Consider the following 22,815-nt stretch of genomic DNA (forward strand, 5'->3'; position numbering starts at 1 on the left):
TTCAGCGATAAACACGCTGTAAAAGCATAATAAAAACGCAGCACGAGGATTAAACGTGTGCGGACAGGGCGTCGCGCAATGGCGAAAGTCGCCATAATGTCAGGCTTTCAGCGCCCAATCATATAATTAAAATAAGGTGAGTGGCGAGAAAGGAGCAAGCGCGCCAGGCGTCGGAAAGCAAAACCGTGCGATATCGCTCGAAAAATACGCCTGTCTGGAAAAATGCCGGCGCTTATTCAGCGCGGTTGCCATGCCCGGCCCAGCGCCGATCCCTGCGCGCCGTGCGCCTGCAGCCAGCTATCGAGCGCGACCATCCCCGTCCAGCGGTTCTCGCACCACTGCGGCGCAAGTAGCGTGGGCCGTCGCGCGCTGGCGGAAATGCGGTGATACACCACTTCCGGCGGCGTATGGCGAATCATTTCACCCGCAATCACCGCATAGTTCTCAAGCGTTATCGCAGCAAGTCGCCCGGCCTGCCAGGCTTTCGCCATTGTGCTGCCGGACACGATATGTAAAGGATGCAGTTTGATTCCTTCAACGCCGGTTTCCACCACTTTATGCAGCGTAGTGAGGCAAGCCGCGCCATCTTCCCCCGGCAGCCCAACAATAAGATGGCAGCATACTTTCAGGCCACGCGCCCTGGCCCGCCGGGTTGTCTGCTGGTAACAGGCAAAATTATGCCCACGATTAATACGACGCAGTGTTTTATCATGCGCGCTCTGTAAACCCAGCTCCAGCCACACTTCATAGCCCTGTTCACGGTATTCGCTCAGTAAATCGAGCACGCTTTCCGGTACGCAGTCAGGGCGGGTGCCGATACACAGCCCAACGACATCCGCCTGGCTGACCGCCTCTTTATACATGCTGCGTAATACCTGAACTTCGGCAAAGGTACTGGTATAGGCCTGGAAATAGGCCAGATAACGGCTGGCGCGATTGATGCGGCCAGCCTGACGCGCCAGTTGCTCACTAATGGAGCGATGCTGTTCTGCTTCATCAGCAAACGAGGCAACGTTACAAAAGGTACAGCCGCCGCGCCCAAGCGTACCATCACGATTAGGGCAACTGAAACCGCCATGCAGCGTCAGTTTATGAACCTTTTCGCCGTAGCGGCGGCTGAGATCGCCGCCAAACATATTTACTAATTTTTGTAGCTGCATACGCCGTTAGGATGGCCGGATAAAAGGTCGCCAGCCTGCCATTTTCTTACGTTCATGGCGATGACGTGGATCAACCGCCTCCCATATGTTAAAAATGAATTTTTATTCACAAATAACGGCTTTTAAATCATCACGCAGGTGATTATTTTTAATAATACTGACGGCGTTTAAATAAAGAATTTCAACCGGGGTTAAAAACAGAGTCATACTGCAGACTTACTCCATTTATCAGCATAAATGTCTACCATAATCCAACATAACAGAATTCACCTGCTTTTTTCTCGCTTTCCATTAGTGAGTCAGATCACACTCTGTGCAGCGGAAAAAGGCGGCGTTTAGGTATGAAAAACCCTGTTAAACAACGCTAAAACAATGAGATAAAGTTTTTCCGGCGTTTAGCTGCTCCGATAAATTTGCCATTTGACCTGTGTGCGCTTTCCCGATAAGTTGGAATTTCGCTGGAAGCTATCTCGATGGAGACTCCCTCCATCATATTTATGCAGTAATTAAAGATTCCCTCCAAACAAGTCCTTAATACTTGTGTAACCGCTGCGATGGTTCAGGGGAGGCGAAACGGGCGAGCGCAGCGCGCTTTATACCGTCGTCTTGCCCTCGCTGCGCCCGCTCGCAACCGCTACAGGGGATCCCGCAGAGCCTGGGGAGGTTCACTCATATGTTGTACGATAAATCCCTCGAAAGGGATAACTGTGGTTTCGGCCTGATCGCCCACATAGAAGGCGAACCCAGCCACAAAGTAGTGCGCACGGCCATTCATGCGCTGGCTCGTATGCAGCACCGCGGCGCTATTCTTGCCGATGGCAAAACCGGCGACGGCTGCGGCCTGCTGCTGCAAAAGCCCGATCGCTTCTTCCGCCTGGCGGCCGAAGAACGCGGCTGGCGGCTTGCTAAAAATTACGCAGTCGGCATGCTCTTTCTGAACAAAGACGATGCCGTAGCACGCGCCTGTCGTAAGGTTGTGGAAGAAGAATTACAGCGCGAAACGCTCTCTATCGTCGGCTGGCGTGAAGTACCGACCAATACCGACGTACTCGGCGAGATTGCCCTTTCCTCCCTGCCCCGCATTGAGCAAATTTTTGTCAACGCCCCGGCGGGCTGGCGCCCCCGCGATATGGAACGACGCCTGTTTATCGCCCGGCGCCGCATTGAGAAGCGCATTGAAGATCGCGATTTCTACGTATGCAGCCTGTCAAACCTGGTGAATATCTATAAAGGCCTGTGTATGCCGGCGGATCTGCCGCGCTTTTATCTGGATCTTGCAGATCTGCGTCTGGAATCGGCTATTTGCCTGTTTCACCAGCGTTTTTCCACGAACACCGTACCGCGTTGGCCGCTGGCGCAGCCGTTTCGCTACCTGGCGCACAACGGCGAAATTAATACCATCACCGGCAACCGCCAGTGGGCGCGCGCGCGTACCTATAAATTTAAAACGCCGCTTATCCCTGACTTGCAGGATGCCGCGCCGTTTGTAAATGAAACTGGCTCCGACTCCAGTTCACTCGACAACATGCTGGAACTGTTGCTGGCAGGCGGCATGGACATTGTACGCGCGATGCGCCTGCTAGTGCCGCCCGCCTGGCAAAACAACCCACAAATGGATCCGGAACTGCGCGCATTTTTTGATTTTAACTCCATGCATATGGAACCGTGGGATGGCCCGGCGGGGATCGTGATGTCAGACGGCCATTTTGCGGCCTGCAACCTTGACCGCAACGGCCTGCGCCCGGCGCGTTACGTCATTACCAAGGATAAGCTCATCACCTGCGCGTCTGAAGTTGGTATCTGGGACTATCAGCCGGATGAAGTGGTGGAAAAAGGCCGCGTCGGCCCCGGTGAGTTAATGGTAATCGATACCCGCAGCGGCCGCATTCTGCACTCTGCCGAAACGGATAACGATCTCAAAAGCCGTCACCCCTATAAAGAGTGGATGGAAAAAAATGTACGTCGCCTGGTGCCGTTTGAAGCGTTGCCGGATGAGCGCGTCGGCGCCCGCGAAATGGACGACGACCTGCTGGCAAGCTACCAGAAGCAGTTTAACTACAGCGCTGAAGAGCTGGATACCGTTATCCGCGTACTGGGTGAAAACGGCCAGGAAGCGACCGGTTCGATGGGCGACGATACGCCATTTGCCGTTCTCTCCGGTCAGCCGCGTATTATATATGATTACTTTCGCCAGCAGTTCGCTCAGGTAACAAACCCGCCAATCGACCCGCTGCGCGAAGCGCATGTGATGTCGCTGGCCACGAGCATTGGCCGCGAAATGAACGTCTTTTGCGAAGCAGAAGGCCAGGCGCACCGCCTGAGTTTTAAATCGCCCGTTCTGCTGTTTTCCGACTTCAAGCAGCTCACGACGCAGGAAGAAGAATATTATCGCGCCGATACGCTGGATATCACTTACGACGCGACCCAAACCGATCTCGAAGCCGCTGTAAGAGCGCTGTGCGACGAAGCAGAACGCATGGTGCAGGCCGGTACCGTATTACTGGTGCTCTCCGATCGCAACATCGCGCCAAATCGTCTGCCGGTACCGGCGCCGATGGCGGTGGGCGCTATCCAGACCCGGTTAGTGGAAAGCAACCTGCGCTGTGACGCCAACATCATCGTTGAAACCGCCAGCGCCCGCGATCCGCACCACTTTGCCGTGCTGTTAGGCTTTGGCGCGACGGCCATCTACCCGTATCTGGCTTACGAAACGCTGGCGCGCATGGTCGATGCCGGCGCGCTTGCCAAAGACTACCGAACGGTGATGCTGAACTACCGTAATGGCATTAATAAAGGTCTTTATAAGATTATGTCCAAAATGGGCATTTCGACTATCGCCTCTTACCGCTGCTCGCGCCTGTTCGAAGCCGTAGGCCTGCATCGCGAGCTGACAGACCTGTGTTTTCAGGGCGTTGTCAGCCGCATCGGCGGCGCCAGCTTCAGCGATTTTCAGCAAGACTTAATGAATTTATCGAAGCGCGCCTGGCTTGCGCGCAAACCGCTGGATGCCGGCGGGTTGTTCAAATACGTACACGGCGGCGAATACCACGCCTACAACCCGGACGTGGTTCAAACGCTGCAAAAAGCGGTGCAGAGCGGCGAGTACAGCGATTATCAGCAATACGCGACGCTTGTGAACGAACGCCCGGTGGCGACGCTGCGCGATTTACTGGCGCTGAACCCGCAGGGCGAGGCTATCAACGTCGAACACGTTGAACCGGCATCCGAGCTGTTTAAGCGTTTTGACACCGCAGCGATGTCCATCGGCGCGCTCAGCCCGGAGGCCCACGAATCGCTGGCCGAGGCCATGAACAGCCTCGGCGGTTTTTCTAACTCCGGTGAAGGCGGTGAAGACCCGGCGCGCTACGCGACCAACAAAGTCTCACGCATTAAACAGGTAGCGTCCGGCCGCTTCGGCGTAACCCCGGCTTATCTGGTCAATGCCGACGTTATCCAGATTAAAGTCGCCCAGGGCGCGAAGCCCGGCGAAGGCGGCCAACTACCCGGCGATAAGGTCACGCCGTACATTGCCAGACTGCGCTACTCTGTGCCAGGCGTGACGCTGATTTCTCCACCGCCGCACCACGATATTTACTCTATTGAAGATCTCGCGCAGCTCATTTTCGACCTCAAGCAGGTCAACCCGCAGGCGATGATTTCCGTGAAGCTGGTGTCCGAGCCTGGCGTTGGCACTATCGCCACCGGCGTGGCGAAAGCCTATGCTGACCTGATAACGATAGCCGGTTACGACGGCGGCACCGGCGCCAGCCCGCTGACGTCGGTGAAATATGCAGGCTGTCCGTGGGAACTGGGGCTGGTGGAAACCCAGCAGGCGCTGGTGGCAAACGGCCTGCGCCACAAAATTCGCCTGCAGGTAGACGGCGGCCTCAAGACCGGCCTCGACATTATCAAAGCGGCCATTCTCGGCGCGGAAAGCTTCGGCTTCGGTACCGGTCCAATGGTGGCGCTGGGCTGTAAGTATCTGCGTATTTGCCATCTGAACAACTGTGCAACCGGTGTGGCAACCCAGGACGATAAGCTGCGCAAAAATCACTATCACGGCCTGCCGTTTAAGGTGACTAACTACTTTGAGTTTATCGCCCGCGAAACTCGCGAGCTGATGGCGCTGCTGGGCGTAAAGCGCCTGGTAGACTTAATTGGCCGCACCGACCTGCTTAAAGAGCTTGAAGGCTTCACGGCTAAACAGCAAAAACTTGAGCTGTCGCGACTACTGGAAACAGCCGAGCCACTGGCCGGCAAAGCGGTACACTGCACCGAGAGCAATCCATCGTTTGATACCGGTGAGCTGAACGCGCAATTGCTCAGGCAGGCGCAGCCGTTTGTTGACGAGCGCCAGCGTAAAACGCTGTGGTTTGATATCCGCAACACCGACCGCTCCGTAGGCGCCACGCTGTCAGGTTATATCGCCAGCAAATACGGCGACCAGGGGCTGGCGGCAGATCCGATTCGCGCGCACTTTAACGGCACCGCCGGGCAAAGTTTCGGCGTCTGGAACGCAGGCGGCGTTGAGCTGTTCCTGACAGGCGATGCTAACGACTACGTCGGCAAAGGCATGGCGGGCGGGCTTATCGCGGTGCGCCCGCCGGTAGGCTCGGCGTTTCGCGGCTGCGACGCCAGCATCATCGGTAACACCTGCCTGTATGGCGCAACGGGCGGGCGTCTGTATGCCTCCGGGCGTGCGGGCGAGCGCTTTGCTGTGCGTAACTCCGGAGCTATTACCGTGGTGGAAGGCATCGGCGACAATGGCTGCGAGTACATGACCGGCGGCATCGTCTGCGTGCTCGGTAAAACCGGCGTGAACTTTGGCGCAGGCATGACCGGCGGTTTCGCCTACGTGCTCGACGAAGACGGCGAGTTCAGCAAGCGCGTCAACCCGGAGCTGGTGGAAGTGCTGAGCGTGGAAGAACTGGCGATACACGAAGAGCATTTGCGTGGACTTATCACCGAGCACGTGCAGCATACCGGTTCGCAGCGCGGCGAGGAGATCCTCGCTAACTGGCCGATATTTGCTGCGAAGTTTGCGCTGGTAAAACCAAAATCCAGCGATGTGAAAGCGTTATTAGGTCACCGCAGCCGTTCCGCAGCCGAGCTGCGCGTGCAGGCACAGTAAGGGGTTGTCATGAGTCAGAACGTTTATCAGTTTATCGACCTGCAGCGTGTTGATCCGCCGAAAAAGCCCGTCAAGCTGCGTAAAATTGAGTTTGTCGAAATCTACGAACCTTTCTCCGATAGCCAGGCTACAGCGCAGGCAGACCGCTGCCTCGCCTGTGGTAATCCTTACTGCGAGTGGAAATGTCCGGTTCATAATTACATCCCTAACTGGCTAAAGCTGGCCAATGAAGGGCGCATCATTGAAGCGGCCGAGTTATCTCACCAGACCAACACGTTACCGGAAGTATGTGGGCGCGTGTGTCCTCAGGATCGCTTGTGTGAAGGCGCCTGCACGCTGAACGATGAATTTGGCGCGGTCACTATCGGTAATATTGAACGCTACATCAACGACAAAGCATTTGAGATGGGCTGGCGGCCGGACTTGACCGGCGTAAAACAAACCGGTAAACGCGTGGCGATTATCGGCGCAGGTCCTGCCGGGCTTGCCTGCGCTGATGTGCTGACGCGCAACGGCGTGAAAGCGGTGGTGTATGACCGTCATCCGGAAATCGGCGGCCTGCTGACCTTTGGTATCCCGGCATTCAAGCTGGAAAAAGAGGTGATGACGCGTCGCCGTGAAATCTTTACCGGTATGGGTATTGAATTCAAACTCAACACCGAAGTAGGTAAAGATATCGAACTGGATGCATTGCTGAATGAATATGACGCCATTTTCCTCGGTGTCGGCACCTATCAGTCAATGCGCGGCGGGCTGGATAATGAAGATGCACAGGGCGTAGTCGATGCGCTGCCGTTTCTCATTGCAAATACCAAACAGCTAATGGGTTTTAACGCCGATGCCAGTGAACCCTATATTAGCATGGAAGGTAAACGCGTGGTGGTGCTGGGCGGCGGCGATACCGCAATGGACTGCGTGCGCACCGCTGTTCGCCAGGGCGCAACGCACGTAACCTGCGCCTATCGCCGTGATGAAGCCAACATGCCGGGTTCAAAACGCGAAGTTAAAAACGCGCGTGAAGAAGGCGTGGACTTTCAGTTCAACGTACAACCTCTGGGCGTTGAGATTAATGGCAATGGCCGGGTGAGCGGTGTGAAAATGGCGCGTACCGAAATGGGCGCGCCAGACGACAAAGGCCGCTGCCGCGCGCAAATCATCCCAGGCTCAGAGCACACCCTGCCCGCGGATGCGGTTATTCTGGCTTTCGGATTTCGCCCACATGCCATGAGCTGGCTGGAGAAGCACAGCGTTGAACTGGACGCTCAGGGCCGCATAGTGGCGCCGCAAGGCAGCGAAAACGCCTTTCAGACCAGCAACCCGAAGATTTTCGCCGGCGGTGATATCGTTCGCGGATCGGATCTGGTGGTAACCGCTATTGCAGACGGCCGTAAAGCCGCAGACGGGATTATGAACTTCCTCAACGTTTAACCGCAGGCGGCATCCCGCCAGTTTACTGGCGGGTAGTCAGTTTGATGGCAAAGGGGCAAAACCGTTTTTTGACCTCAGATGAGTAACGGGGAGGACAAAAACGTGATTTGCCCTCCCCGTCGCCGTCAGCCGAAACTCAACCGGCTGATTTCTAATTTCTTTTCTGCCTTTTCGGGCCGAAGCCGCGCGTATCGGCGTTTGCTAACAGCCGCAACTACCTGGCTGCGTTGCGTTATTTCACGACCCGTAACGCAGGTCGTCCGCCCCGCGGCGGCGGCACATCATCCGGATCGGGTTTGTCGTCACTGTCCGGACGATCGCCATCGATAACCGACATCAAACCGCTCGCGTCTTCCACGTCGTTTTCCATCAGTTCAGGAACGTCTTCGTCATAACCTGCTTCCGGCTCAAACATGGTGCCTGCGCCATTTTCACGCGCGTAAATCGCCAGCACAGCGGCCAACGGAACATTAACCTGGCGCGGTACGCCGCCAAAGCGCGCATTGAAGCGCACCTCATCGTCGCCCAGTTCCAGGTTCCCTACGGCACGCGGCGCGATATTGAGCACTATTTGCCCATCACGCGCGTATTCCATTGGCACATTCACGCCAGGCAGCGTTACATCCACCACAAGGTGCGGCGTGAGCTGGTTATCCAGCAGCCAGTCATAAAACGCCCGCAGCAGATACGGGCGGCGCGGCGTTAACTGCGAAATATCCATCAAACTTAACCTCGACCCTGCAAGCGCATTTCACGCTCGGCCTCGGTCAGGGAAGCCAGGAATGAGTCGCGCTCAAATACGCGGGTCATATAACCCTTCATTTCTTTCGCGCCTGCGCCGCTCAGCTCAATGCCCATCTGCGGCAAACGCCACAGCAGCGGCGCCAGATAGCAATCGACCAGGCTGAACTCATCGCTCAGGAAATAGGGCTTTTGGGTAAACACCGGCGCAATTGCCAGTAACTCTTCACGCAACTGCTTACGCGCCGTTTCCGCTTCCTGATTGCTCCCGTTTTGAATAATATTCATCAGTGAATACCAGTCTTTTTCGATACGGTGCATATAAAGGCGGCTTTCCCCGCGAGCAACCGGATAAACCGGCATCAAAGGCGGATGAGGAAAACGCTCATCAAGATATTCCATGATAATACGGGATTCCCACAAGGTGAGTTCCCGATCAACCAGGGTGGGTACGCTCTGGCCTGGATTAAGGTCGATCAAGTCCTGAGGGAGATTATCCATCTCAACATGCTCAATCTCAAAACTGACGCCTTTTTCAGCCAAAACAATACGTACCTGATGGCTATAGATATCAACAGGACCAGAAAACAGCGTCATTACCGAACGTTTGTTGGCAGCGACAGCCATGAAAACCTCCAGGTGTATTCAAAAAAACCAAGCTGCCAGCCGCAACCAGGACCGGCGTAGTTATGTACCCTTTCCTGCCAGCACGCCATACCCGTTGTCATTTTGAGCGACACGGGAACGGTAACCGCCATTTGGGCATAAAAGTGTATGATAGTTTACCAGATTTTAGGCAACATGTGAGGAAGGGATTTGCGGATTTGATGCAAAAGCGCAACAGGCGCGCATATCCACAAAAACGCTCCCACAAAAAACCCGGCGCTGAGGCCGGGTTTTGCGCAAATTGTACGAAGACAATTAACGTTTGGAGAACTGCGGACGACGACGAGCTTTGCGCAGACCGACTTTTTTACGTTCAACCTGACGCGCGTCACGGGTGACGAAGCCAGCTTTACGCAGTTCAGAGCGCAGAGATTCATCGTACTCCATCAGCGCGCGGGTGATGCCATGACGGATCGCCCCCGCCTGACCGGAGATACCACCACCTTTAACGGTGATGTACAGATCCAGTTTCTCAACCATCTCTACCAGTTCCAGCGGCTGGCGAACGACCATGCGGGCAGTTTCGCGACCGAAGTACTGTTCCAGAGAACGCTGGTTGATAATGATTTTACCGTTGCCCGGTTTGATGAACACGCGAGCGGCGGAGCTTTTGCGGCGACCAGTGCCGTAGTATTGATTTTCAGCCATTGCCTGTAATCCCGATTAAATGTCCAGAACTTGCGGTTGCTGCGCCGCGTGATTGTGCTCGTTACCCGCGTAAACTTTCAGCTTACGGTACATAGCACGACCCAGCGGGCCTTTCGGCAACATGCCTTTAACCGCGATTTCAATCACACGCTCAGGACGGCGGGCAATCATCTCTTCAAAGGTCGCTTGTTTGATACCACCGATGTGGCCGGTGTGGTGGTAATACACTTTATCAGAACGCTTGTTACCGGTTACGGCAACTTTCTCTGCGTTCAGAACGATGATGTAATCACCGGTATCAACATGCGGAGTGTATTCCGCTTTATGCTTACCGCGCAGGCGACGAGCCAGTTCGGTAGCCAGACGGCCCAGGGTTTTACCGGTCGCGTCAACAACATACCAGTCGCGTTTTACGGTTTCTGGTTTAGCTGTAAAAGTTTTCATTAAAAGCTTACCCAAATATAAGTTACACGCAGGTGTTCACCCAAACGTTTCAAATCAGTTAAGGTTCACACGACATTGTCCAGTAAACCTACCCCCTCGGATAGTTTTCACCGGCACACTAAAGTTTCGGGAAAAAAACTTTGTTGTAACGTGGGGTCGCAGGATTATAGAGAAGTCACGCATAAAAATCGACCCCTTTTTACTGTGAACGGCGCGGCGACGGATGTCGGGGCAGCCTGTCCGATGCCGGATATCATTCGTGGCCCAGCAACCGCAGCGTATGTAAAGGACGTTGAGGCCGGCGGGCGACGCGGCATTAAAAACACAAATGAAAACACCCAGTTGTACCAGTTAAGGCAGGTGGGGACATTGAAGATAATCCTCGCTTTGCATCTCCTGCAAACGCGAAAGACAGCGCTGAAACTCAAATTTCAGCCGTTCCCCCTGATAGATATCAAACAGGGCGGCCTGCGCCAGTACAACCAGCTTCACGCGTCGTTCATAAAACTCATCCACTAACGCAATAAAGCGCCGGGCCTCGCTTTCCATCGTTGGCGTCATTACCGGCACATCGTAGAGCAGCACGGTATGAAACGATTTTGAGAGCGCGATATAGTCATGCTGGCTACGGGCCTCCACGCATAGCGTCGTGAAAGACACGGCCAGCGTCTGGTGAACCTTGCCGGCTATCGCCAGCGGACGATGATTCACTTGCAGCGTTTGCGCCGCCTGTATCGACGTGCCTGTCAGCGCCTGCCACAGATGCGCCATTTTTTGGCGCATCTGTTCATTTAACGGCGACAGCCAGAGATGCGCCTGGGTCAGCGTACGCAGGCGGTAATCAATTCCTGCGTCCACGTTTAACACGTCGCAGTGCCGCGTGATAGCGTCAATGGCCGGTAAAAAACGCGCGCGCTGTAGCCCATTACGATAAAGCGCATCCGGCGGGATATTGGATGTGGCCACAAGCGTAATACCGCGCCGAAACAGCGCCTGCATCAACCCACCCAGCAGCATGGCGTCTGTAATATCAGAAACAAAAAATTCGTCGAAGCAAATAACGTCCGCCTGCGCTTTAAACCCGTCAGCGACGCTTTCCAGCGGATCGCTATGGCCCTGTAACGACGTTAGCGTTTCGTGTACGCGTAACATGAAGCGGTGAAAATGCAGACGTAACTTGCGATCGCCAGGAATACTCTGGAAAAACAAATCCATAAGCCAGGTTTTGCCACGCCCAACGCCCCCCCACATATAGAGGCCGCGTACCGGTTCCGCCTGCGACGCAGGGCGCCTACCCAGCAGTTTACCAAAACGCGCCATCAGCCCTGACGAAACCGGCGGGGCCTTTTCTCTGGCTACAAGCTCCTGCCAAATAAGATCGAGGCGCGAAATCGCCTCGCGTTGTACATCATCAGCGTGATAAGCGCCCTCGTTAAGGGCTGCCTGATAGCGAACTATCGGAGAAAGGCTTTGCATGGTGTTATTATCATTCTTTATCAATAAGCGCAGATGGCGAAAAAAAGTCCGCCCTACATTAAGCGATGTACGCGCGGGATTCCACTTCTGGCGGTTTAACAGTTATAGTGGCTAACAGACAGAGGCGCGTACAACCGTCCGGCCTCAGCACGCTACGGAACAACAAAACAACGGGAGTCATTCATGACCTGGGAATACGCGATCATTGGTTTAGTCGTCGGTCTTATTATCGGCGCTGTCGCGATGCGTTTTGGCAACCGCAAATTACGTCAGCAGCATGCCATGCAATACGAGCTGGAACAGAAAAAGGCCGAACTGGAAAACTGGCGTGAAGAGCTGGTTGGCCACTTTGCGCAAAGCGCAGAGCTGCTCGACAAAATGGCCCAGGACTATCGCCAGCTTTATCAACACATGGCGAAAAGTTCCAGCACGCTGCTACCTGAAATGACGGCGGAAACAAACCCGTTTCGCAACCGCCTGAGCGAATCTGAAGCCAGCAACGATCAGGCGCCGGTTCAGATGCCGCGCGACTATTCAGACGGCGCATCCGGCCTGCTGCGCGCAGACCGTAGCCGGCATGAGTAACATGATTTTTTACAGGGCGCGAGGCGCCCTACTTTTTCCGCCGCACACCGACGTCCCAACAGTCAGGTAACGAGATTCTGTAGCGATGAAAAGACCTAAACTATTTTTCAGCGCGCTGGCGCTGAGCACTGGATTAGCGCTGTCGCTGTCCGTTAATGCTGCGCTACCGCTGCAGGTTGCAGGCCAACCCGCAATGCCAAGCCTGGCCCCCATGCTTGAAAAAGTACTGCCTGCGGTCGTGAGCATTAAAGTGAAAGGCTCGGTGCCTCAGCAGAGTGTGCAAATTCCGCCGGAACTAAAAAAATTCTTCGGCGATAACTTTAGCGAAGGCGCGCCCCGCGAGTTTGAGAGCCTGGGATCGGGCGTTATCATTAATGCCGAAAAAGGCTATGTGCTTACCAACAACCACGTGATTAAACAGGCGCAGAAAATTGCCGTACAACTCAGCGATGGTCGTGAGTTCAGCGCCAAACTTATCGGCAGCGACGGACAGAGTGATATTGCGCTGCTGCAGTTGGAAAAAGCCAACAAATTGTCCGAAGTAAAGATTGCCGATTCTGACAAACTCCGGGTAGGTGACTTTACCGTCGCCGTCGGCAACCCGTTTGGCCTGGGGCAGACGGCCACTTCCGGCATCATTTCCGCGCTTGGTCGCAGCGGACTCAATCTGGAAGGGCTGGAAAACTTTATTCAGACGGATGCATCTATTAACCGCGGCAACTCCGGCGGCGCGCTGATAAATCTCAATGGCGAGCTCATTGGCATCAATACCGCCATTCTGGCCCCCGGAGGCGGCAATGTCGGCATCGGTTTCGCCATTCCATCCAATATGGCGCTGGCGTTGGCAAAACAGTTAATTCAGTTTGGCGAAGTCAAGCGTGGCTTACTGGGCGTGCGCGGTACGGAAATGAATGCGGATATTGCCAAAGCGTTTAATCTTGATACGCAGCGCGGCGCCTTCGTCAGCGAAGTCCTGCCAAATTCCGCTTCCGCAAAAGCCGGCATTAAAGCCGGAGATGTTATTACATCCCTGAACGGCCGCTCACTTAGCAGTTTTGCTGAACTACGCTCGCGTATCGCCACTACCGATCCGGGTACCAAAGTGAAGCTGGGCGTTCTGCGCAACGGCAAGCCGATGGAAGTAGAGGTAACGCTTGACAGCAACACCGCATCCTCTGCGAGCGCTGAATTAATTATTCCAGCGTTAAAGGGAGCGACATTTAGCGACGGTCAGTTAAAAGACGGCACACAAGGCATTGAAGTCGATAATGTTGTGCAAGGCAGCGTCGCCGCGCAGGCAGGATTGCATAAAGGCGACCTGATTGTCGGCGTGAACCGCGAACGCGTGCGCAGTATCACAGAAATGCGTAAGAAGCTCGAATCGAAACCCGATCTCATTGCGTTGAGCATAATACGCGGTAAAGAAAACCTTTATATTCTGCTGCGTTAACGCAAAATTCGGCGGACATCCACGTGGGATGTCCGCTAAACTCATGTTATTCTCCCTGCGTCTTCTTCTTTGATTACGTCGCTCCATGATGCTGAAACTCTTGCGCCCGCTGATTGTTGGATTAATTGTTGCCGGGCTATTGCTCGCGTTTATCCCGGCATTGCGTCAGCAAAGCCCATTCATTGCGCCCCAAACCGGCAGCGCAGATGAAACGCCGGTAAGCTATAACGCTGCGGTTCGCCGTGCGGCGCCTGCCGTCGTGAACGTTTATAACCGCGGGGTGAACGGTTCCGCGCGTAATCAACTGGAGATCCGTACGCTTGGTTCCGGCGTTATTATGGACGATCGCGGCTATATCATTACGAATAAGCACGTAATTAATGATGCAGACCAGATCATTGTAGCCCTTCAGGATGGACGCATTTTTGAGGCGCTGCTGGTCGGTTCAGATTCGCTGACCGATCTCGCCGTACTCAAAATCAACGCGTCAAATCTACCGGTTATCCCTATTAATGTGAAGCGAACGCCGCACGTAGGGGATGTCGTGATGGCGATTGGCAACCCCTACAACCTTGGGCAGACCATTACCCAGGGAATTATCAGCGCCACCGGGCGAGTAGGACTCAACCCTTCCGGCCGCCAGAATTTTCTGCAAACCGATGCCTCCATTAATCACGGTAACTCAGGCGGCGCCCTGGTCAACTCGCTGGGCGAGCTGATGGGCATCAACACACTCTCTTTTGACAAAAGCAACGACGGCGAAACGCCGGAAGGTTTAGGTTTTGCCATACCGGTACAACTGGCGACCAAAATTATGGACAAGCTTATCCGCGATGGTCGGGTTATCCGCGGCTATATCGGCATTACCGGGCGTAACAGCCCCTCCCTGCATGGCCCCGGACCCGGCATTGATCAAATTCAGGGGATTATTGTCAACGAAGTCGCGCAGGATGGCCCGGCTGCGCGCGCGGGGATACAGGCGAACGATGTGCTTATTGCGGTGAATAATAAACCGGCGATCTCCGTGCTGGAGACAATGGATCAGGTCGCTGAAATTCGCCCTGGTTCGGTTATTCCGGTAGAAGTGATGCGTGAAGACCGCAAATTAACTTTCCAGGTCACTATCCAGGAATATGAATTCAATAACTGACATAACACGCTTTTGCTAAAAACAGGCGAAACGAAACAGAGCGTCAAACCGAGCCGGTTGCAGGCTGTTGGTCGAAAGATGAGCGCGCCGCGAAGCAATGCTGCCTTTGCAGGGCCGCCGCCATTTGCAAAAAGGGCTGCGGCGACCCACTTTTCCCGTTCAGAAAGCCCCTTTGTCATCGGGCTTAAGTAAACGGAACATACTCCCTTAAGTTACCCGCATCAAAACGCAGCGACTGGACTTGTTAAGGGTTATACACCACCATTACTTACTGACAAATTCCTCGCCCAACGCAATGTCTTTTCTGAGCGTATCCAGCATATCGTTGAGCGCTTTTTCTTCAAACGCGCTGAGTTTACCGATATGACGGCGTTCCGCCACGCCGTCTTTCCCCAGCAGCAGCGGCTGCGAGAAAAAGCGGGCACAGGCGCCATCGCCTTCAACGTAGGCGCATTCAACCACGCCCTGCTCCCCCTGTAGCGCACGCACCAGAGAAAGGCCAAAACGCGCTGCGGCCTGCCCCATAGATAGCGTGGCGGAGCCGCCGCCGGCCTTAGCTTCAACCACTTCTGTTCCCGCATTCTGGATACGTTTTGTAAGCCCGGCCACTTCCTGATCGCTAAAAGTAACGCCCGGAATCTGAGACAGCAGCGGCAGGATGGTCACACCGGAGTGCCCGCCAATAACCGGCACCTCCAGCTCGGTCGCTTTTTTACCTTTCAGCTCAGCAACAAAGGTATTGGAACGGATAATATCCAGCGTCGTTACGCCAAACAGTTTATTTTTATCGTAAACCCCTGCTTTTTTCAGCACTTCCGCCGCTATCGCAACAGTAGTGTTCACCGGGTTGGTAATAACGCCAATGCAGGCTTTCGGGCAGGCTTTCGCAATCTGTTCAATCAGGTTTTTAACGATACCGGCGTTAACATTAAACAGATCGGAACGATCCATACCCGGCTTGCGGGCAACCCCCGCAGAAATCAATACCACATCCGCGCCGTGCAACGCAGGCGTGGCATCCTCGCCAGAAAAACCTTTTACTTTAACGTCGGTAGGGATGTGGCTCAGATCGACGGCGACCCCCGGTGTGACGGGAGCGATATCATAGAGGGAGAGCTCTGAACCTGAGGGCAATTGGGTCTTTAACAGAAGTGCCAGCGCCTGGCCAATACCGCCTGCTGCGCCGAGGACTGCAACTTTCATCCTAAACTCCTTATTATAGTTAGCTAAGTCTTTCTGGCTGTGGCGGGCGACCATAAACTACGGAGCAGGTAAATACAAACATTGCAGGCCCGTATTGCTAAGCCAGGCAATGATTTAACAATAGCCCTGCGTTTAACCTGACGTGAAAATCAGCACTCGCCACGCTGCTGCCTGAAAAACAACATGCGACAACGCATAACATTACACCCGTAGCATTGGGCAAAACAACTTCATTTTAATAACATTTATTTAACCTTGATCGTTGCCACACTATTCCCTGCTTTAAAGGCTAAGCCCGCCTGTTTCGCCTGGTAAAAAGCCGCTACCAGACCGGAAATCAGCGCTGGCGAACGACCGGCGTATTTATTGTGGGTGATTTTTGGTAAAATAACGCGCTTTCCCGCTTATTTAGCCCCTGTTTCATCTTTAATGTGCATTTTACTGCATAATAATGTGGCTTATATCGTTTAACAGGTAACACAACCTATGCGAAGTTCCTCCAGGCAAGAAGAATTGGTGAAAGCGTTTAAAGCGCTGCTTAAAGAAGAAAAGTTCAGTTCCCAGGGCGAAATTGTTCAGGCGTTACAGGAGCAAGGTTTCGACAATATCAACCAGTCGAAAGTCTCACGCATGCTGACAAAATTTGGCGCAGTTCGCACACGTAACGCCAAAATGGAAATGGTGTACTGCCTGCCCGTTGAACCTGGCGTTCCCACCACGTCCAGCCCGCTAAAAAATCTGGTGCTCGACATTGATTACAACGATGCGGTTGTTGTCATTCACACCAGCCCCGGCGCAGCCCAACTGATTGCCCGTCTGCTGGACTCACTTGGCAAAGCCGAAGGCATCCTTGGCACCATTGCAGGCGACGATACAATATTTACCACGCCGTCGCGTAATTTCACCGTTCGCCAGCTATACGAAGCTATTCTGGTTTTATTCGAACAGGAACTCTGACTCTGAGCCGCCCGCCCGGGCGGTACCTTTTTTCTACCTGCCATCACGCCCCGCCTTACGGTTAAAGACCGCACAAAAGGCAAATTTTCTATAGCCTTTTGATTTTAATAAAAAAACACTCATAACGAGTGAAAAAAACTGCGTTTTAATAACCAATTTGCATAATAAACGGGTTTCAGAGCTCAAAGTTTCATTGGTTATAGTTAGCGTGGTATTAATTTTTATAGTTATTAGTGTATACTTTGTTTTGTGATTAAGATCACTAAATAACATTTAAATAAAAATCACAAAAAGATTACGACAAGGAACACATTATGAACGTTAAAACTACCGTTACCGCATTAAGTCTGCTGTCTATGCTTTCATTTGGCGCTTTTGCCGCCACCCCTATTAGCGCCGGGCAGGCTCAGGGGCGCCAGCCGATAGGGTCTATTTCCGTCAGCAAAGTTGGCGGCGCGCCGATGGATATGCGCCAGGCGCTGAGCAAAAAAGCCGAGCAGAAGGGCGCCAGCGCCTGGCGCATAACGGAAGCCCGTACCGGCGACACCTGGCATGCTACCGCCGAGCTGTATAAATAACATGCCAACAGACGGCAACTATTATCTCCGCAACAGCTAAATCCATTTCCGGCGGCATCACGAATACCAAATATTTTGCCGCTATGGCCGCCGGTATAAAAAATTCAGGAGCTAAAAATGAACACTATCGCAACTGCCGCGGCTCTCAGCCTTGCTTCTTTTATAACCTTTGGCGTTAGCGCAGCGGCGCATCAGATAAGCGCGCAACAAGCGCAGCAGCTTAAACCTGTAGGTACGATTTCTGTTTCCCAGGTCGGTGGCGCGCCGATGGATATGCGCCAGGCGCTGAGTAAAAAAGCCGAACAGAAGGGGGCTTTAGCCTATCACATCACCGAAGCGCATACCGGCGATACCTGGCATGCCACTACTGAATTGTATAAATAGCGCTCCACCGTCTATGCCTGTTGATTCGCCCCTGACGAGCCAGGGGCTTTTTTGGGGCATCACGCCTGCACGTTGAAACGTAGCAGGCCTACCAATTCTTCCTCGGCTTCTTCAAACAACAGTATCAGCGCGCCGAATCGCCGCCGTCCGGATTCATTTAAATTAACAAATTCAATCGCCTGCGGCAGAGGTATCGCGCCCTCTGTTACGGTTTCCCAGAGGAGATCCAGATCGCTGATTGTTCTGTTCGACAGCCCAAAAACCTGCTCAAACGCCCGGAAAAACTCATCGTTTGAGGTAATATTGTTAAAGTCGAAGGTAGAAACATTCACAGGTAGCCCCCACTGACCGGCAGCGCTGCCGCCTCTGTTGCTAAAGCCCGCCAAGGTGCAGCGTTTTCACCTCAAGGAATTCATCCAGCCCCAGTACCGAGCCCTCACGTCCCAGACCAGACTCTTTCATTCCCCCAAACGGCGCCAGCTCAGTCGAAACCGAGCAGGCATTAACCCCGATCATCCCGCTCTCAAGCCGGGAAGAGACACGAAAGACTCGCTGTAAATTTTGGGTATAAAAATATGCAGCCAGCCCGTAAGGCGTTGCGTTAGCACGCGCAATCGCCTCTTCTTCAGTATGAAAGCGCAAACAGGCGGCCACCGGCCCAAAAGTTTCTTCCTGCGTCAGCAGCATATCGTCGCGCACATCAATCAGCACGGTCGGTTGCCAAAAATTACCGCCCAACGCGTGCGGTTTGCCGCCAGTCAGCGCGCGCGCGCCTTTGTTAAGCGCATCATCGACATGTTGCTGTACCTTTTTCACCGCAGCCGGTTCAATCAACGGTCCAACCACCACTCCCTCTTGCGCGCCGTTGCCAACCTTTAACGACTTTACCGCTTCAGCCAGCTTATTGACGAAGCGATCGTAGATACCATCCTGAATAAAAAAACGGTTAGCGCTAACGCAAACCTGGCCTGCGTTTCGGAATTTATTGGCTATCGCGCCATTAACCGCCGCATCAAGACAGGCATCATCGAACACGATATACGGCGCGTTGCCGCCCAACTCAAGCGATACTTTTTTTACCGTATTCGCCGCATTACGCATGAGCGTTTTGCCGACTTCGGTCGAGCCGGTAAAGGAAATTTTCCGCACCGCGTGACTTGCCATAATGGCATCGCTAATTTCAGCCGTGTTACCCGCTACCGCGTTCAACACCCCGTCTGGCACGCCTGCCTGTTGCGCCAGCGCCAGCAGCGCAAACGCGCTAAGCGGCGTGTTATTGGCCGGTTTAATCACACCTGTACACCCCGCAGCCAGCGCGGGGCCAAGCTTGCGGGTGAGCATCGCCATCGGGAAGTTCCAGGGCGTAATGGCCGCCACCACGCCAACCGGTTCGCGAGTTGCCAGGATACGTGAGCCAGGCTGTGCGGGAGGAATAATTTCACCGTTGACGCGTTTCGCCTGTTCGGCGAACCACTGGATAAAGCTTGCCGCATAGTCAATTTCGCCTGCCGCCTCTTTTAGCGGCTTGCCCTGTTCGCTGGTCATCAGCCGCGCCAGCCACGCTTTATTTTCAATCATCAACTGATACCAGCGGTTGAGGATTTCACTGCGCGCTTTCGCCGTCTGCGCACGCCAGGCAGGAAAGGCGCGCGTGGCCGCCTCAATTGCCGCCTCAGTCTCAGACCGACCGGCCTTCGCCACCTGCGCAATAACATCCCCGGTTGCCGGGTTTACCACGTCGAACGTTTCGCTCAAATTGCGCCATTCACCGTCAACCAGATACCCGCTGCGAAACAGCGCGTGCCCCGTTAATTCTACATCTGCCATATTCTTCTCCTGTCTGATAGCGCGAGTCTGGCTGTAAGTATAGAAAAGCCGACGCAGAGCGTCGGCGCACTGGCGGCAGGCGTCAGTTTTCAGTCAGGGCGTGTTTATATTTATTAAGTATGCTGGTCAACCGTTCCACCGGTTCAGTCACCTGGCGCGGCGCATCCCAGTTACGCAGCTTCTCCTGGTAAATCGCCAGCTCGTCGAGCAACTGCTGAAAACGTTGAGCACGTTTGTCATCGGAGCCTGCGCTAATAACACGATCGGCAGTATGTCTTAACTGCCGATGGTAAGCGGACAAATCATCATTGTTGGGTATCGGCGCATCGCGCAAACGCTGGTGAGCAATAATGAGCGTTAGCGCGAGGCGGTATTTGGCTATATCGTCAGGAAATTTATTTAACAGCAAAAACAACTGTTGATACAGCGCCGGGAGATGATTTTCCCGCCGACGCGCCCTGTTGGTCGTCAACGCCGATATCGCCGCCGACACAAACTGGTTAAGCAACGTACGCCCGGTACGTTCGCGAGAATTATCGCGAATCAGCAAAATAACCATCATCGCCAGCACTGCGCCCACCAGTTGACCAAGCGCGCTATCAAGAAACGAGCTAAATTTGAAGGTCATCGGGTTATCAAGCACCAGAACATTGATAGTCCCCGCCAGCGCGCCAAGCGTGCCCAGACGCCGCTTTTGAACTTCTATACCGATAAAAAACGCCAGCAGCGCCAGGCTTATGCACAACAGCAGCATACTTTGCTGCGTGGCGGGTAAGATTATCAGGAAATAGAGTGAACCAAGCGGCAATGCCATCAGCATGCCGTACACAAAATCGAGCGCCACCATTCTCGGGTTCGGCAAACGCATGGCCAGCGATATCACTACAGCAATCATCACCATTGCCGAACTACCGGACGTCCAGCCCGTCCATAGCCAGAACAGCGTGCCAAGCAGGCAGGAAACCGTGGTACGCCAGAAGTTCACCATCGCATGATGGCGCTCGGCGGATTCCGGCCTGACAACCGTTTCGCCGGTCAGGATCTCTTCTTCCACGGCGCTGATGCGCGTATTGCTAATGATGCCGCGCCGGATAAGCATATAGCGCGTGGCCGCGCCGACCCAGCTATAGAGCGTCACTGGCGTGCCGCCCCCCCCGATCCAGGAGAAGACACGGCGAATATGTTTAAGGCGCTTATGGACATCGGCGACGGTTTCCACGGGTTCAGCAAATAATTCCCGAAATGCCGGCGCGATTGCCTCAGGCCGTGTGTTTTGTACCAGGAAGGTTTCACAGGCCTGGGTAATCATCGTCAACAGCAGCGTATTAATGGCATGCAGACGACGATTAGCGCGCATCCAGCGTGTAGACTCCATATTCAGGTTGCTGCGCATCCCTTCCAGCGCGGTGGTGCGCTGGACCAACCCGCTCCACGCTTTATCCACAGCTTCGCGATCGCCATGCGCAACACACAACTGCATCAACCGGTACTGATCCACCAATAGCGAATCCAGTTCTTTATCAATTTCCTGTTTGATCGATCGTGGTGAAAACAGCAGATCGGCCACAATGGCGCAAACGATGCCGATGACAATCTCGCTGCAACGCTCAATGGCAAACTGCGGCGCTACCAGCGGCGTATGTTCAACACTGATGATAATAATCAGCGCGGTATAGCCGGAAAGCCCCCACGCATAGGAATTTTCAACGCGCACCAGCGAAGAAACCCAGGTACAAAAGCCGGCCCAGATACATACCACCAGCAACATGACAACCGGCGCCTGAATAAGCGAAGTAATAATGATCAACGCAGCAAGACAGCCGATAAACGTGCCGATAATACGCAGCATGCCGCGATAGCGTATCGCGCCGGAATAGGGTTCCCCTCCTGCCGCAAAAGCGGGACCCGCTGCGACAAGCGCCGCAGTCAGCACTGCCCAGCGCGGTGTTTCCAGTTGAAAATGGAAACCCACAAACAGCGCCAGCACCACCGCGCATGCGAGTTTAATAGCAAAACGCAGATGTAAACGGGAAATGGCAAAGGCGTCCATGTCAGTTAACCAAACTCACGCAGACGGCGCAGCAATTTCATAAAAGGAGATGTTTTACTTCTGTCCCGGTCTTTGCCAGTGACAACAACCGTTGCCGTGGTACCCGCCGGGTAGAGATTGCCCGCCTGCTTATCAAGACGAATGCGTACCGGCACGCGCTGCGCCAGGCGCACCCATTCCAGATTAGAATCAACAGACGCCATCCCCTTGCTGTCACTGGTGCTGCTGGCGTTCGTCACGCCTGCCGAAATGCTTTCTACAGTACCGGTCAGAATGTTTTCTGCGCCCAGCGGCGTAATTTCTACCCGCAACCCCGGTCTTATCCTGTTGAGTTTGGTTTCCTCCATATACGCCAGTACGTAGAACGTGTCTTTTTTTACCAGCGCCACGGCCGTTGCGCCGCGGGTAATAAACTCGCCAACGTAAACGTTCAGGTTAGTCACCCAGCCGTCCGCCGGCGCGCGGATAACGGTACGCTCCAGATCCAGTTTCGCCAGTTCGCGCGTGGCCTGCGCTTTCGCGAGCTGGTGCAGCGTGGTTTGTAGCCCGCTATTGGACTGTTCTATTTCTTCACGCGACATTGCCTGAATACCCAGCCGGTTGCGGCGCCCGGCTTCGCGGCGCTTTTCATTTGCCAGAGACGTATAATACCCTACATCTGCCTGCGCCTGCGCCAACGCCTGCTCATAGCGGGGCCGGTCTATCGTGAATAATACCTGGCCTTTTTGCACCTGCTCATTATCATGCACTTTTACATCGGTAATCAGCCCGGCCACGTCCGGAGCAATAGCAACAACATCAGCGGTGAAGCGGGCGTCGCGAGTCCAGGGCGATTGCGTATAAAAACTCCATATGCGCAAAATAGCGATAAAAGCAATCAATACCAGCACCAGCGTTACCGCCATACGTACGATTTTTCTTGTTAGTGTTTTCACAT

19 protein-coding genes are annotated in these 22,815 nt (G+C 54.1%); 8 read left to right on the forward strand and 11 right to left on the reverse strand.

Annotation, left to right across the window (positions count from 1 at the left end):
• Positions 1 to 236: 236 nt before the first annotated feature.
• On the reverse strand, positions 237 to 1,160 hold the full coding sequence (locus tag JJB97_RS08405; RefSeq protein ID WP_238713580.1) for a TIGR01212 family radical SAM protein: 924 nt from the start codon (positions 1,158 to 1,160) through the stop codon (positions 237 to 239).
• A gap of 673 nt (positions 1,161 to 1,833) precedes the next feature.
• Here JJB97_RS08405 and gltB point away from each other — a divergent pair.
• Together gltB and JJB97_RS08415 are read left to right on the forward strand one after the other, a co-directional pair.
• Complete coding sequence (gene gltB / locus JJB97_RS08410) at positions 1,834 to 6,291, forward strand: glutamate synthase large subunit (protein ID WP_238713581.1); 4,458 nt, start codon at positions 1,834 to 1,836, stop codon at positions 6,289 to 6,291.
• A gap of 9 nt (positions 6,292 to 6,300) precedes the next feature.
• Positions 6,301 to 7,719, forward strand: coding sequence for a glutamate synthase small subunit (locus tag JJB97_RS08415; protein ID WP_238713582.1), 1,419 nt, complete (start codon positions 6,301 to 6,303; stop codon positions 7,717 to 7,719).
• 232 nt (positions 7,720 to 7,951) lie between these two features.
• On the opposite strand, the gene sspB is transcribed toward JJB97_RS08415, so the two are convergent.
• The 5 genes from sspB to zapE all read right to left on the reverse strand — a co-directional run bounded on the left by sspB (position 7,952) and on the right by zapE (position 11,694).
• Positions 7,952 to 8,440: a ClpXP protease specificity-enhancing factor gene (gene sspB, locus JJB97_RS08420; RefSeq protein WP_238713583.1), complete on the reverse strand. Its 489-nt coding sequence runs from the start codon at positions 8,438 to 8,440 to the stop codon at positions 7,952 to 7,954.
• 5 nt (positions 8,441 to 8,445) lie between these two features.
• Positions 8,446 to 9,087 (reverse strand): stringent starvation protein SspA, encoded by a 642-nt coding sequence (gene sspA, locus JJB97_RS08425; RefSeq protein ID WP_238713584.1) that lies wholly within the window; start codon positions 9,085 to 9,087, stop codon positions 8,446 to 8,448.
• Between the two features lie 294 nt (positions 9,088 to 9,381).
• Positions 9,382 to 9,774: a 30S ribosomal protein S9 gene (rpsI, locus tag JJB97_RS08430; protein WP_017374840.1), complete on the reverse strand. Its 393-nt coding sequence runs from the start codon at positions 9,772 to 9,774 to the stop codon at positions 9,382 to 9,384.
• 15 nt (positions 9,775 to 9,789) lie between these two features.
• Positions 9,790 to 10,218 (reverse strand): 50S ribosomal protein L13, encoded by a 429-nt coding sequence (gene rplM, locus JJB97_RS08435; protein WP_238713585.1) that lies wholly within the window; start codon positions 10,216 to 10,218, stop codon positions 9,790 to 9,792.
• 351 nt (positions 10,219 to 10,569) lie between these two features.
• Positions 10,570 to 11,694 carry a cell division protein ZapE gene (gene zapE, locus JJB97_RS08440; protein ID WP_238713586.1) on the reverse strand — a complete coding sequence of 375 codons (1,125 nt, stop codon included), beginning with the start codon at positions 11,692 to 11,694 and terminating at the stop codon, positions 10,570 to 10,572.
• Positions 11,695 to 11,877: 183 nt separating this feature from the next.
• Here zapE and zapG point away from each other — a divergent pair, with 183 nt between their 5' ends.
• The 3 genes from zapG (at position 11,878) to degS (ending at position 14,879) form a co-directional block, all read left to right on the forward strand.
• Entirely contained in the window at positions 11,878 to 12,279 is a 402-nt protein-coding gene (zapG, locus tag JJB97_RS08445) for a Z-ring associated protein ZapG (RefSeq protein ID WP_238713587.1), read from the forward strand.
• 85 nt (positions 12,280 to 12,364) lie between these two features.
• Entirely contained in the window at positions 12,365 to 13,729 is a 1,365-nt protein-coding gene (gene degQ, locus JJB97_RS08450) for a serine endoprotease DegQ (RefSeq protein ID WP_238713588.1), read from the forward strand.
• Positions 13,730 to 13,814: 85 nt separating this feature from the next.
• Positions 13,815 to 14,879 (forward strand): outer membrane-stress sensor serine endopeptidase DegS, encoded by a 1,065-nt coding sequence (gene degS / locus JJB97_RS08455; RefSeq protein WP_238713589.1) that lies wholly within the window; start codon positions 13,815 to 13,817, stop codon positions 14,877 to 14,879.
• Between the two features lie 264 nt (positions 14,880 to 15,143).
• Here degS and mdh read toward each other — a convergent pair whose 3' ends face one another.
• A complete protein-coding gene (gene mdh, locus JJB97_RS08460; protein WP_238713590.1) occupies positions 15,144 to 16,082 on the reverse strand; it encodes a malate dehydrogenase in 939 nt (312 codons plus the stop codon).
• Between the two features lie 486 nt (positions 16,083 to 16,568).
• On the opposite strand from mdh, the gene argR reads away from it, so the two are divergent.
• From argR to yhcN (JJB97_RS08475), 3 genes are all read left to right on the forward strand, one after another.
• Positions 16,569 to 17,039, forward strand: coding sequence for a transcriptional regulator ArgR (gene argR / locus JJB97_RS08465; protein WP_238713591.1), 471 nt, complete (start codon positions 16,569 to 16,571; stop codon positions 17,037 to 17,039).
• Between the two features lie 314 nt (positions 17,040 to 17,353).
• The gene (gene yhcN / locus JJB97_RS08470) at positions 17,354 to 17,617 is read left to right on the forward strand and encodes a peroxide/acid stress response protein YhcN (protein WP_238713592.1); all 264 of its coding nucleotides are present in this window, start codon (positions 17,354 to 17,356) and stop codon (positions 17,615 to 17,617) included.
• Positions 17,618 to 17,734: 117 nt separating this feature from the next.
• On the forward strand, positions 17,735 to 18,001 hold the full coding sequence (gene yhcN, locus JJB97_RS08475; RefSeq protein ID WP_238713593.1) for a peroxide/acid stress response protein YhcN: 267 nt from the start codon (positions 17,735 to 17,737) through the stop codon (positions 17,999 to 18,001).
• Positions 18,002 to 18,060: 59 nt separating this feature from the next.
• Here yhcN (JJB97_RS08475) and JJB97_RS08480 read toward each other — a convergent pair whose 3' ends face one another.
• The 4 genes from JJB97_RS08480 to aaeA form a co-directional block, all read right to left on the reverse strand.
• Entirely contained in the window at positions 18,061 to 18,333 is a 273-nt protein-coding gene (locus JJB97_RS08480) for a barstar family protein (protein WP_238713594.1), read from the reverse strand.
• 40 nt (positions 18,334 to 18,373) lie between these two features.
• Positions 18,374 to 19,828: an NAD-dependent succinate-semialdehyde dehydrogenase gene (locus JJB97_RS08485; protein ID WP_238713595.1), complete on the reverse strand. Its 1,455-nt coding sequence runs from the start codon at positions 19,826 to 19,828 to the stop codon at positions 18,374 to 18,376.
• An 82-nt stretch (positions 19,829 to 19,910) separates the two neighbouring features.
• The gene (gene aaeB / locus JJB97_RS08490) at positions 19,911 to 21,878 is read right to left on the reverse strand and encodes a p-hydroxybenzoic acid efflux pump subunit AaeB (protein ID WP_238713596.1); all 1,968 of its coding nucleotides are present in this window, start codon (positions 21,876 to 21,878) and stop codon (positions 19,911 to 19,913) included.
• Positions 21,879 to 21,883: 5 nt separating this feature from the next.
• Positions 21,884 to 22,813 (reverse strand): p-hydroxybenzoic acid efflux pump subunit AaeA, encoded by a 930-nt coding sequence (gene aaeA / locus JJB97_RS08495; RefSeq protein WP_238713597.1) that lies wholly within the window; start codon positions 22,811 to 22,813, stop codon positions 21,884 to 21,886.
• Positions 22,814 to 22,815 lie beyond the last annotated feature (2 nt).

It is taken from the genome of Tenebrionibacter intestinalis (assembly GCF_016632365.1).
In the GTDB taxonomy this organism is placed as follows: Bacteria; Pseudomonadota; Gammaproteobacteria; order Enterobacterales; family Enterobacteriaceae; genus Tenebrionibacter; species Tenebrionibacter intestinalis.